General features: G+C 35.2%; 12 protein-coding genes, 2 tRNA genes and 2 pseudogenes. 10 read left to right on the forward strand and 6 right to left on the reverse strand.

The window, feature by feature from the left end; translation table 11 throughout:
- Positions 1-312: 312 nt before the first annotated feature.
- The 4 genes and pseudogenes from WOCAOBSORBRA_RS06535 to WOCAOBSORBRA_RS04005 all read right to left on the reverse strand — a co-directional run.
- Positions 313-558: pseudogene (locus WOCAOBSORBRA_RS06535) on the reverse strand (PD-(D/E)XK nuclease family transposase); the annotation flags it as partial.
- A 306-nt stretch (positions 559-864) separates the two neighbouring features.
- Positions 865-2,676 (reverse strand): glutamine--fructose-6-phosphate transaminase (isomerizing), encoded by a 1,812-nt coding sequence (gene glmS, locus WOCAOBSORBRA_RS03995; protein ID WP_174515981.1) that lies wholly within the window; start codon positions 2,674-2,676, stop codon positions 865-867.
- A gap of 80 nt (positions 2,677-2,756) precedes the next feature.
- Positions 2,757-3,128 carry a preprotein translocase subunit YajC gene (yajC, locus tag WOCAOBSORBRA_RS04000; protein WP_174515979.1) on the reverse strand — a complete coding sequence of 124 codons (372 nt, stop codon included), beginning with the start codon at positions 3,126-3,128 and terminating at the stop codon, positions 2,757-2,759.
- 129 nt (positions 3,129-3,257) lie between these two features.
- Positions 3,258-3,334: transfer RNA gene (locus WOCAOBSORBRA_RS04005), tRNA-Asp, on the reverse strand.
- A 191-nt stretch (positions 3,335-3,525) separates the two neighbouring features.
- On the opposite strand from WOCAOBSORBRA_RS04005, the gene rpsB reads away from it, so the two are divergent.
- Genes rpsB through WOCAOBSORBRA_RS04040 form a run of 7 tightly spaced genes read left to right on the forward strand, consistent with a single transcriptional unit; the run spans position 3,526 to position 8,121 of the window.
- A complete protein-coding gene (rpsB, locus tag WOCAOBSORBRA_RS04010; RefSeq protein WP_010962661.1) occupies positions 3,526-4,374 on the forward strand; it encodes a 30S ribosomal protein S2 in 849 nt (282 codons plus the stop codon).
- A complete protein-coding gene (tsf, locus tag WOCAOBSORBRA_RS04015; RefSeq protein ID WP_155968559.1) occupies positions 4,355-5,215 on the forward strand; it encodes a translation elongation factor Ts in 861 nt (286 codons plus the stop codon). The genes rpsB and tsf overlap by 20 nt, the downstream gene beginning before the upstream one ends.
- Positions 5,216-5,225: 10 nt before the next feature.
- On the forward strand, positions 5,226-5,969 hold the full coding sequence (gene pyrH / locus WOCAOBSORBRA_RS04020) for a UMP kinase (RefSeq protein ID WP_155968561.1): 744 nt from the start codon (positions 5,226-5,228) through the stop codon (positions 5,967-5,969).
- A gap of 7 nt (positions 5,970-5,976) precedes the next feature.
- A complete protein-coding gene (gene frr, locus WOCAOBSORBRA_RS04025) occupies positions 5,977-6,534 on the forward strand; it encodes a ribosome recycling factor (RefSeq protein ID WP_155968563.1) in 558 nt (185 codons plus the stop codon).
- A 5-nt stretch (positions 6,535-6,539) separates the two neighbouring features.
- A complete protein-coding gene (locus WOCAOBSORBRA_RS06330) occupies positions 6,540-6,803 on the forward strand; it encodes a hypothetical protein (RefSeq protein WP_039964055.1) in 264 nt (87 codons plus the stop codon).
- A gap of 6 nt (positions 6,804-6,809) precedes the next feature.
- On the forward strand, positions 6,810-7,505 hold the full coding sequence (gene uppS, locus WOCAOBSORBRA_RS04035) for a polyprenyl diphosphate synthase (RefSeq protein ID WP_174515980.1): 696 nt from the start codon (positions 6,810-6,812) through the stop codon (positions 7,503-7,505).
- Positions 7,495-8,121, forward strand: coding sequence for a phosphatidate cytidylyltransferase (locus WOCAOBSORBRA_RS04040; RefSeq protein ID WP_015589049.1), 627 nt, complete (start codon positions 7,495-7,497; stop codon positions 8,119-8,121). Before uppS ends, WOCAOBSORBRA_RS04040 begins: the two co-directional genes overlap by 11 nt.
- 16 nt (positions 8,122-8,137) lie before the next feature.
- Here the strand turns inward: WOCAOBSORBRA_RS04040 and WOCAOBSORBRA_RS04045 are convergent, their stop codons facing one another.
- A complete protein-coding gene (locus WOCAOBSORBRA_RS04045) occupies positions 8,138-8,329 on the reverse strand; it encodes a zinc-finger domain-containing protein (protein WP_006279326.1) in 192 nt (63 codons plus the stop codon).
- Positions 8,330-8,397: 68 nt separating this feature from the next.
- Complete coding sequence (gene coaD / locus WOCAOBSORBRA_RS04050; RefSeq protein ID WP_015589048.1) at positions 8,398-8,904, reverse strand: pantetheine-phosphate adenylyltransferase; 507 nt, start codon at positions 8,902-8,904, stop codon at positions 8,398-8,400.
- A gap of 79 nt (positions 8,905-8,983) precedes the next feature.
- Between coaD and WOCAOBSORBRA_RS04055 the strand changes: the two genes are divergently transcribed.
- The 3 genes and pseudogenes from WOCAOBSORBRA_RS04055 to WOCAOBSORBRA_RS04065 form a co-directional block, all read left to right on the forward strand.
- Positions 8,984-9,056 (forward strand) — tRNA-Phe (locus WOCAOBSORBRA_RS04055).
- A 228-nt stretch (positions 9,057-9,284) separates the two neighbouring features.
- Entirely contained in the window at positions 9,285-10,148 is an 864-nt protein-coding gene (locus WOCAOBSORBRA_RS04060) for a gamma-glutamyl-gamma-aminobutyrate hydrolase family protein (RefSeq protein WP_375138385.1), read from the forward strand.
- A 221-nt stretch (positions 10,149-10,369) separates the two neighbouring features.
- Positions 10,370-11,099 (forward strand): annotated as a pseudogene (locus WOCAOBSORBRA_RS04065) (transposase); the annotation flags it as partial.

Here is an 11,099-nt window from a genome sequence, read left to right on the forward strand (position 1 = left end):
TATCAGCATCTTTAGCTCTTTAATCGTTACGATACTTATGAAGCTTCACTTACGTTCACCATACCACTAAGCCTAGCCCTCCAACCACATGATGCTTGTAGTTTATGCTTTCTCTCACGATTGAGCATCTTCTTTATCAAGAGGAGGTTCATTGTCCGCGTCGCTCGGCACCAACTGGTTACCCAATTCGCACTGATGCGTAGACTCAGATGGCAAAACATCTGGTTCAATAAGCTTTAGAATCCTTTCAGTTTCTTTCTGAATGAATTCCTCTCCTTTTAAACAATATGACCGAAGGCTTTCAGGTCGCACCATTTCGACTATTACTTGCACCCCATTTTCATCCCTGCAAAGAACATCAACGATACTTTGTTTTTTAGAGGCAATTTCAGGATCCATTATAGTACTGAGGAATTCCACTTCTTGTATAGTATTTATCTCGGTAAATCCTAAAATATCATTCAAAAAATGTATGAGAATATTCTTATTTTTTTCCGTTCCAAAGATTTTTTTGAAGGTCAAATCCAGCTTAGGGTCGAGAAACTTAGATAAAGCCATAGCCAAAGTGCTTAAAAATATTAATAATTATACACTATTATTAACAATTATTCAACCATATTTTTGAAGATAGCTATGCCGCCGCGAACCGTCATACCGCCGCGGTATCTCTAGATCCCGCTAACAAGCAGCGGGATGACGAATTACTTAACCGTCATACCACCGCGAACCGTCATACCGCCGCGGTATCTCGGCATAGATTCCGCTAATTAGTAGCGGAATGACGATTGTGTATCGTGTTTTGCTAAAAATCACAGAATGCAGTCTGGTTACCTTATTAGAAGTTTAGCTTTAACTTTAAATGGACTACTCAACCGTGACAGACTTAGCTAAATTTCTTGGACAATCTGCATCTAACCCTTTTTTTGCTGCAGTAAAGTAAGCAAGGAATTGCATAGCAACACTGTAGATGATTGGAGAGATAAAATTATCAGTGTCTGGAAGTTGCACCACATCTGCGCAAACTCCCCTTAGGAATGGCGCTCCTTGTTTATCACTGAAGGCAATTACTTTGCCTTTTCTTGCAATAATCTCTTGTATATTAGATAGCGTTTTAAAGAATAAATCATCATAAGGGATAATTGCTATAACAAGCACAGTAGAGTCTATTAAAGCAATAGAACCATGCTTCATTTCTCCCGCTGCAATACCAGTTGTATTGATATATGAAAGCTCTTTTATTTTCAATGCGCCTTCCATTGCAACTCCGTATGAACTTCCTCTGCCGATTAAAATAACGTTATTGTGTTCTAATATACTGCCCGATATATGTTGTATTTTCATCACATTCAAAACGTGCTCAACATACTCGGGAATAGAGTTAATAGCGTTGCTTAGCTGTTTTATTCTCTCTCCACCCAGTACACCTTTTATTTTTCCAAGCTCCACGGCAAAGCATGCTAAAGTTGCAAGTTGCGCAGAAAAGGTTTTTGTTGAAGCAACACCAATTTCTGGCCCAGCAAGAGTATATAACACAATATCTGAGATCTTTTCAATGCTGCTGCTAAATGTATTAGTTATACTAATGATTGTTTGCTTCTGTGATTTTGCATAACGCAGCGCTTCTATGGTATCTGCAGTTTCACCAGATTGAGAAATGAATAACCCAATGCTGCCTTCTTCCAGCTTGACGTTGCTATACCTAAATTCTGATGAGATTTCTAGATATACTCGAACTTGAGCAATACTTTCCAGCCAATACTTCGCTATTAGCCCAGCAAAATAAGATGATCCGCATCCAACTATAGTAATGTGATTCAGTTCAGAGAATAATTTTTTGTTGACCTCTTTATATTGCTTGTAAAATTGATTTATTGTTTTGTTTAATGCACGCGGTTGCTCAAAAATCTCTTTTAACATGAAGCTAGGGTAACCATTTTTGCTAATTAGAAAATCACTTGGACTACTATTTTCTATACTGCGTTTAACTTGTGTACCATTGTTGTATATACTAACTCCACTAGATTTTATCACTGCAATGTCATCATCTTCCAAATGCGATATTTTTTCCACAAATGCACTTAAAGCATTAGAGTCAGATGCAGCAAACACTGTGTTACAGTTATAGCCTATTGCTAAAGGCAAATTTCTCTTCGCAACAAATAAGGCGTCTGGATATTCTGCAAATAATAAGACCAAGGCAAATGAGCCGTGTAGGTTGTTTAAACACTTAAATAGAGAATCAACTGGCGACAATCCTTCATCGAGATATAAGGTTAGCATGTTTGGTATGATCTCTGTGTCAGTGTCAGTATGGAATGACATGCCCCTTTCTTCTAGGCCCTTTTTTAGCAGATTGTAATTCTCAATTATGCCGTTATGAGCAACAACAACGTTATTTGTACGAATGGGGTGAGCATTTTTAAGGCCTGGGACTCCATGTGTAGCCCAGCGAGTATGTGCTATACCAACTGTACTGTGAGACATCTTGCTGTCATCAACAACTTCACATAACCTTTCGACTTTACCTTCTGATTTTTTGACTTCTATCTTACCTTCGTTATTTATGATTGCTATACCTGAGGAATCATATCCCCTATATTCCAATTTTTGTAACCCAGTTAGTAAGGTTGGTATTACTGAATCACCGCTACTTACTACACCAAATATTCCGCACACAAATGGATCACCAAACAAACTTTTTTCTAAACATGTTAAGCATTTTTGCCTTTATTACTGGTTGATTTATATTCTTTTTATCATTCTTTCGATTTTACCTTTTTAATTGGTTTAGCTGCTACTTTTTGAGTTTCTTTGCTTAAAACCTCAGATATAGCGGACTTTAGAACTTTTATCTCAACTTTTGGTGCTATTTCTATTATAAATTGTGCATTTGCCTCATCAACTTTATTAACTTCACCTATTATTCCACCAGAAGTAATGACTGTATCACCACGTTTTATTTGATCTATCATCTTTCTATGTTCTTTTAGTTTTTTTTGTTGCGGGCGAATAATGAGAAAATAAAATACCACAAATATTAAAATCAATGGAGTAAAACTAGCAAAAGATGCGCCGATACTTGATGTATTGCTAGTTGCATCTGCTGCAAAAACTTCAGAAATGAACATATTTAATCCTAATTGTTAATGATAAAAATAAACCTATTTAAGTATTAATTGCAATACCATGCCATGTCAAGTTTGGTGAAAGCGTTTCTCAATACCGGTTGCGGATTTTAGATTATGCTAAAACCAATATGGCGGGAGTGATGAGACTTGAACTCACGACCTCATGCGTGACAGGCATGCGCTCTAACCAACTGAGCTACACCCCCCTGATTTCTTTTTAGCGTTTTCGGGCTTCAACTTTAAAGCTAATAAACATGTTGCCCTTTGTCAATATTTTTTGTTTGCGCTTTGCTGTCTTTTCTATTACTATGTAAATAATTTAATTTCACACATGGCTTGTACAAGTAGTCCCATTAGGGTTATGCCATGGAAGATAAACTATTTGGAGGAATGATATATGACAAATTTGCCTAAAGTCACTGTGCGTGATTTAGCTGAATCTGGTGTACATTTTGGTCACAAAATTAGTCGCTGGAACGCAAAAATGGCTCCATACATATATGGAGTGCATCAAGAAAATCGTATACATATAATTGATTTGCGAAAAACACTACCATTGCTACAGGTGGCCATGAAGGCTTTATATGACGTTGCATTTCAAGGTGGTCGCATTCTATTTGTTGGTACAAAGTTTCAAGCTTTTGATATTATTGCAAGTGAAGCGATTCGTTGTGGTCAATATTATGTGAATCATCGTTGGCTTGGTGGTATGCTTACTAATTGGGGCACTGTTTCTTCTTCGATAAAAACCTTGATGCAATATGAGAAAATATTAAATGACGAGGATAGCATTTTAACAAAGAAAGAATTGGGAAACATTGAAAAGAAAAAGCAAAAGCTTGATAAGGCGCTTGGCGGTATTAGAGAAATGGGAGCAATTCCTGATATCTTATTCATCATTGATACTAATAAAGAGCATATAGCGGTTAAGGAGGCTAAGAAGTTAGGAATTCCAATAGTTGCAATACTTGATACTAATTCTGATCCAGATGGTATTACTTATCTAATACCTGGAAATGATGACTCAAGAAAATCAATAGAGCTCTATTGTAAATTAGCTACCGACTCTATATTAGCTGGAATAGAGTCTAGTCTAGCAAAATCTGGAGTTAAGATTGATGATATAAGGGGTGATGAGTTTATTCAAGAAAAAGAAGATGGTATTGTGCAAACTAAAAGGAGACGTAGTAAAGTTTACAAAGAAGAAGAAAGGGAGGTAGTAACAAATGAAGATGAATCCAGATGATATAAGAGAATTACGTGATAGAACAGGGCTTGGCTTAAGTGACTGTAAAAAAGCATTGGAAGAATGTGATGGTGACATCAAGAAAGCCGTTGATAAGTTACGTACAATAGGTCTTGCTAAAGCTGACAAAAAATCTGATAGAATAGCTTCAGATGGACTCGTTGCTATGTGTTTGACTGAAAATTATGGTGCATTGGTTGAACTCAATTGCGAAACAGATTTTGTTGCAAGGAATGAGAAATTTATAGAGTTAGTTTCAAATTTAGCATCAATTGCTCATCAAGAACGCTGTACTAGCGTTGATGAGTTAAAAAATGCCAAGTATGAAAGCATTGGCACAGTGCAGGAAGCTATTATGAATGGTACGTCAGTTCTTGGTGAGAAGCTAGAGTTAAGCAAGCTTTGTTACTTAGAAGCTAAGGATGGAGTTATTGCTGGCTACGTACATGGTGATGTGTGTGGCTTAGGTAAGATTGGTGCTTTAATTGCATTGCAATCATCTGGTGATAAGGCGAAGCTACAAGAGATTGGGAAACAAATAGCTATGCATGTAGTTGCTATGAAGCCTGAAGCTTTGTCTATAGATGATTTAGATCAAATGAAGTTGAAAAATGAACGTTCTATAATTGAAGAGCAAGTGAGGGGCTTAAATAAACCTGAAGAAGTAGCAAAAAAAATAGTAGATGGACGAATGGCTAAGTACTATGAAGAAGTTGTTTTACTAGAACAAAAGTTCATAAAGGATGATAAAATGAAAGTTTCTGATTTTATAAAATCAAGCGAGTTGAGTGCTGTTAAACTCTCTAATTACAAGTTACTTGTTTTGGGTGGTGCAAACTAAATGGTAAAAAATGTTTCCCTCAACAAATGAAAAAAGCGAAATAAAATATTCCAGAGTGTTATTTAAAATCTCTGGTGAGGCTTTGATGGGATCAAAGCAATTTGGTCACGATATGGAGACTATAGGTGAGTTATCTAAAGGCATAGTTGAAGTTTGTAATCTTGGAGTTCAGGTATGTATTGTTGTTGGTGGTGGTAATATCTTTCGTGGCACATCTGCGTCTTTAAGTGGTTGTGAAAGAGCAAGCAGTGATTATATTGGAATGCTTGCAACTATAATCAATGCTTTAATTTTACAAAACTTTTTAGAAAAAAATTTAGTAGCTTCGAGGGTATTATCTGCAATACCCATGGCCACTGTATGTGAGCCTTACATAAGAAGGAAAGCTATTCGTCATTTAGAAAAAGGTAGAGTGGTAATTTTTGCAGCAGGCACAGGCAACCCATTTTTTACTACAGATACAGCTGCGGCTTTACGTGCTGTTGAAATGAATTGTGATGTTATTCTAAAGGGTACGCAAGTAAGTGGTGTATACTCCGCTGATCCGAAAAAAAATGAGGATGCTGTAATGTATGATAAGCTTTCTTACACGGATTTGTTGACTCGTGATTTAAAAGTTATGGATGCATCAGCAATTTCACTTGCTCGTGAGAATTCTATTCCCATTATAGTTTTTTCTTTGAAGGGAGAAAAAATAGTCAATATTATTAAGGGTCAAGGTACTTATACTATAGTTTCAGATTGTAAACATTAGGTAATTTATGTTAAATGAAATAAAAGCTAAAACAAAAGAAAGAATGCTAAAAACTATTCAGTCCTTTCATGATGATATTAAAGGCGTACGCACTGGTAGAGCTAGCGCATCGTTGCTTGATGGTATAGTTGTAAATATCTATGGTGGACATCAAAAGTTAAATCAGGTTGCAGGTGTTTCGGTTATAGATAACAAAACCCTATCAATTAAAGTTTGGGACATTAGTGTTGTAGGTGAAGTGAAAAACGCTATATTAAATGCTAACCTGAATTTAAATCCTGTTGTCGAGGGTAGCACCATACGTATAGCTCTTCCGGACTTGACACAAGAAACCCGTGAAAAATTAGTGAAATTATTGCATCAGTTTGCTGAAAATGCACGGATTGCCATTAGAAATATACGTAGAGATATTATGGAAGAAACAGAAAAAATGAAGGAAAATAAAGAAATCTCAGAAGATGATTTTCATGGTGCTAAAAAGGAAATACAAAATATTACTGATAATAATATAAAAAAAATTGATGGTGAATTGTCCATCAAAGAAAAGGATATACTGAATCACTAAATGATATGGAGAAAGCTTACATAGCAAATGATGTCATTCCAGTGCTTGACACTGGAATCCAGTCTTTACTATACAACTATCTGATGCACTTGTTTGAAATCAAATTTCCTGGATCCCAGTGTCGGAGCACTGGGATGACACCAATTTTGCATTCAAGTATCAACTATTGGTGTCACTACAGTAACTCTCTTCCTGTCATGCAAGTAGCTGACACCTTCCAGGTGTCCATTGAAATCCAAAAAATTTCACTCAAGTCAAAATTAGGTTAAATTTAAATGTTGAATCAAGAATCTTTACCGAAACATTTAGCAATTATTATGGATGGTAATGGTAGATGGGCAAACAATCAAGGAAGAGTAAAAATTGATGGTTATAAAAAGGGCAGTGAAGTTGCATACGATATTGCCAAGTATTGTACGGACCTAACCATACCCTACTTAACTTTGTATGCATTCTCTATGGAGAATTGGCTTAGACCCAAAAACGAAACTGACTGTCTATTTGATTTATTTTACTCCGTTTTAACTAATGAAGATAAAGTCAATTTCATTTGCAACTGTAACATTAAGTTGAATTTTATTGGCAATTTAAGTCTGTTATCCAGTAAAATATTGGATCAAATTAAAAAAGCAGAAGAAATGACACATAAGAACGATGGTTTATTACTCACTGTGGCAGTCAGTTACGGAGCAAAGCAAGAAATTACACAAGCTATAAGCAATATTATAAAAGAAAATATTGCTTATGTATCAGAAGAGGAATTTGAAAAATTTCTGTATACTAAAGATTTGCCAAAATTGGATTTATTAATTCGCACTGGCGGCGAAAAAAGGTTAAGCAACTTTTTATTATGGCAAGCAGCTTATGCTGAATTGTATTTTTGTGATACTTTATGGCCTGATTTTTCTTGTCAAGATTTGAGTAAAGCATTAGAAGATTATACAAAAAGAGAGAAAAAATATGGTAGATAATAATTTTATAATTAGAATGTTGTCCTCAATAGTAATATTATTCATATTTTCCTTTGCTACATATTTTAGTGATTTATCGTTTTACCTATTGATTTTTTCAATAGCAGTTTTATCTTCTTTTGAATGGTATAATCTAACCCAAGGAAATAAAATTTTATACGTTTTTGCATTATTATTGATTGCACTACCAAGCGCCTCATTAATATATTTATATAATCTACCACAGGGAAAATACGCATTAGTATGGTTCGTCTTAACCATTTGGGGAATTGACGTTACTGCCTACCTATTTGGTAAGAATTTTGGTGGAGCTAAAATTTGCCCAATTCTTAGCCCTGGAAAAACTTGGACAGGACTTCTTGGTGCGATTTTAGCTGGAGTAGTGTGTACAATTTTTGGATCAATATTTTTTGGTCTATTTTCAATTTTTTATTCTCCAATCATTGGCCTTGCAATTGCTATTCTAGCGCAACTTGGCGATTTCACTGAGTCGCTTGTTAAAAGAGCTTACGGTGTTAAAGATAGTGGAAATATGATACCTGGCCATGGGGGAGTGCTCGACCGTATGGACAGTTTCATTTTTACTGCCCCTCTTATTGCTATTTACATAAGCTAAGTCTGCAGAAGTGCCATTAGAGCTCATCCCTAGTCAGCTCCCCAACCGCTTCCACAGTACAGTCATGGACAAACGTCTTTTCACAATAAGGGCAGGCTATTTCCTCTTCTTCTCCCATATCTAAATATATTAATGGATGGCCAGAACCCTCATCATTCTCATCACCATGACAACAAACTTTTCTATTATTAACCCTCACTTTTGACATGCTGCTCCTTTAGCTTATAACATTTTATATATTGAATATACCCATTCAGAAATAAAAAACAACAAGCACTATTCTCCATTTTTTATCCTATTCAGGTTAATCAATTCGTTTTGAACACCTTTTGATACAAATTTGCTAACATCTTCTCCTAATCTTGCTATTTCCTTTACAAAGCTTGATGAGATAAATTGAGTATCTTCAGAAGCAGGAAGAAATATGGTTTCGATTTCAGGAAGAAGTTTATAATTTACCCAACTCATTTGAAACTCGTAATCAAAATCCGACACTGCTCTTAATCCTCTAATAATAACAGAAGCATTCTGCTCTTTGGCAAACTTCACTAGCAACCCATTAAAAGATATAACATCTGCATCAATTCCTAGTCCTTTGATTTCATTTTCAGCCATGCTTGTGCGTAGCTTTGTGTCAAAGGCAGTATGCTTATTAACGTTTTCTGCAACTCCTATTATTAATTTATCGACTAGTTTACACGCTCTTTTGATTATGTCAATATGCCCAAAAGTTATAGGGTCAAATGTGCCAGGGTAGATTCCTATTTTGTCATTAATGTTCATCCTTTATTTTTATAAACTACTTTAAAAACTTTTGATAGACATAATAACATTTTTTATCTAAAAATAAAAGTATACAGTTGGCCTGATAGCTCAGTTGGTAGAGCAAAGGACTGAAAATCCTTGTGTCGCTGGTTCGATTCCTGCTCAGGCCACCTTCTCTTTCTTACCAAATTTACCTTTTTGTTGTAAAACGTTCTATAATATGTTATGATATTGATATAAGTGTTGAGAGGGTAAACTATATGTATAGATATTATAGCAGAATATTTAATATCTTATTAATTATAGTTCTATTATTAAGCAATATTACTTATGCTGGCGTTAGTGAAAAACCGGCATCTCAACATGTAACCAGAAAAGAAGAACCAGTGTCAACTGTCTTGACGGCAGAAAATACAGTAAATAATGACGTAGTTGTTGGTTTGTTGAAAACGGAAGAAGCACATGAACTTGGGCTATCTCAAAATATCTATGAGATGTTTAATAACTTTGTGGTTAAGACTGTACTGATTGATTATAATAAGATAATTAGCCTTAAAAAAATTCAGACAGAGTCACTTAATCTCGCAAAACAAGATAAAACATTGGCAAAAAAGCTAACATTAGACCGAATAAAAGTTGAAGTTGCACAATTCATTAAAGAGCACAAAATAAATAGGATATTTATTCCGGATAATTTACATTCAGCACCCACTCCTTATCGCCAGCTTGTTACTGAAGCAATTGTAAAAATAGTTGATGATAACCCTGCAATTCATTTACTTGGCATATGTGAAGGCATAATGAATGCAAAGGGAATTGAAGTAGTGAGTGTTGTGAGTGATGAAGAGAAGCAAAGATCTCATTTAAAATCAGCACCTAATCCACAGAAAGAGGATGTACCTCTCCAGCAGATAAAGATCGTTCCAAATAGTCGTTTAGCAGAAGTAGTAGCCAAATTCCTAATACCTAATGAAAATGGCTGGTTTTCAACATATTTTCCAGATGCTCATTCAGGAGCAGTAGGTAATACACCAGAAAATAGAAGAAAATTGGAGTCACTTGGATATAAAGTTGCAGCATTTTCCAGTGAGGGGGTAATAGAGGCTATTGAAGATAAGCATGGTAATGTTCACTTTCAAAGTCATCCAGAAGCCCTTGTTGTGAAGTCAGATAAAAACCTCTATTTATCAAATCACAAGGAACGTCAAGTGTCTACACTAGTTGCTATAGCGATTATGAATGATTTTCTTTATCGTGCTTAATGGCTATAGCTTTAGGCTTACCGACGATTTGATAAACGATAGATTTGTCATGTATCCGTTCAGGCAATGGCGTCAACTTAAGGAAAAATATCAGCGATAGTGTATAAAATTTCTCTCCAAATTTTTTATCATTAAATTATCCAAAGAGTGCAAGGGACAGCACTTTTGTTTCTATTTTATTGCAACAAAAAAGTTTAAAATGTGTCCTTTTTAGGTGAAATATGCAAAAAGGAAAAAACCTTATTCTACAAATTAAAAATGCAATATACTCGAAAACTTTTCAGAAAATCCATTGTGTTGAGTTTTACACGAACAAGCTTTTTCGACAGTATTTTCTATGATTTTAAAGTTAGTTAAAAAAAGTTTGGGAATAGAATGTGAACTTATGGAGCCATTGACATGTACCCTCAAAGCAAGCTTTTTCTAAAGCAAGGTATAAGATTTGCCATACAGGCTTTCAAGAATTTAAGCATCCAAACAGCCTATCAGGATGAACCTGAGTTGGAGAGGCTATAGACTTATTGCAGCAGATGGTTCTGGTATGAGATTACCCAGCTCTGGGGAAATTGTATCCGAGTTTGAACCAAATGGAACAACAGGCACCATTGGCAATTTGTTTGTTGATTTGTGTACTTCGCTGATTTGCAGTGCTCGTCTTGCAGCTTGGAATATAGGTGAACAAACGTTGGCGGCAGAGCAATTACCCGAAGTTATCACTCAAATGCGTTTATTAAATCAAGAGAAATTATTATTTATCTATGATCGTCTTCAGTAAAATTCATTCAGCAGCATTATGATTTGGAAGTAGATTTTATTTTTTGCTTGCAAAAAAGAAATTATAGTAAGCTATGGGAACGCTGGCGAATTAGATTTTGATTTTATATTAGAAAATGAAAAGCTAAAAAATAAAATGAAAGGACAGAAAGTAAGAGTTATAGTGCTGACATTAGC

It is taken from the genome of Wolbachia endosymbiont of Cardiocondyla obscurior, assembly GCF_902713635.1.
In the GTDB taxonomy this organism is placed as follows: domain Bacteria; phylum Pseudomonadota; class Alphaproteobacteria; order Rickettsiales; family Anaplasmataceae; genus Wolbachia; species Wolbachia pipientis.

Coding starts and splice junctions, on each gene's coding strand:
- yajC (WP_174515979.1), bottom strand. CDS start 3,128: ATGTTCATTTCTGAAGTTTTTGCAGCAGATGCAACTAGCAATACATCA.
- rpsB (WP_010962661.1), top strand. CDS start 3,526: ATGACAAATTTGCCTAAAGTCACTGTGCGTGATTTAGCTGAATCTGGT.
- tsf (WP_155968559.1), top strand. CDS start 4,355: ATGAAGATGAATCCAGATGATATAAGAGAATTACGTGATAGAACAGGG.
- pyrH (WP_155968561.1), top strand. CDS start 5,226: ATGTTTCCCTCAACAAATGAAAAAAGCGAAATAAAATATTCCAGAGTG.
- frr (WP_155968563.1), top strand. CDS start 5,977: ATGTTAAATGAAATAAAAGCTAAAACAAAAGAAAGAATGCTAAAAACT.
- WOCAOBSORBRA_RS06330 (WP_039964055.1), top strand. CDS start 6,540: ATGGAGAAAGCTTACATAGCAAATGATGTCATTCCAGTGCTTGACACT.
- uppS (WP_174515980.1), top strand. CDS start 6,810: ATGTTGAATCAAGAATCTTTACCGAAACATTTAGCAATTATTATGGAT.
- WOCAOBSORBRA_RS04040 (WP_015589049.1), top strand. CDS start 7,495: ATGGTAGATAATAATTTTATAATTAGAATGTTGTCCTCAATAGTAATA.
- WOCAOBSORBRA_RS04045 (WP_006279326.1), bottom strand. CDS start 8,329: ATGTCAAAAGTGAGGGTTAATAATAGAAAAGTTTGTTGTCATGGTGAT.
- coaD (WP_015589048.1), bottom strand. CDS start 8,904: ATGAACATTAATGACAAAATAGGAATCTACCCTGGCACATTTGACCCT.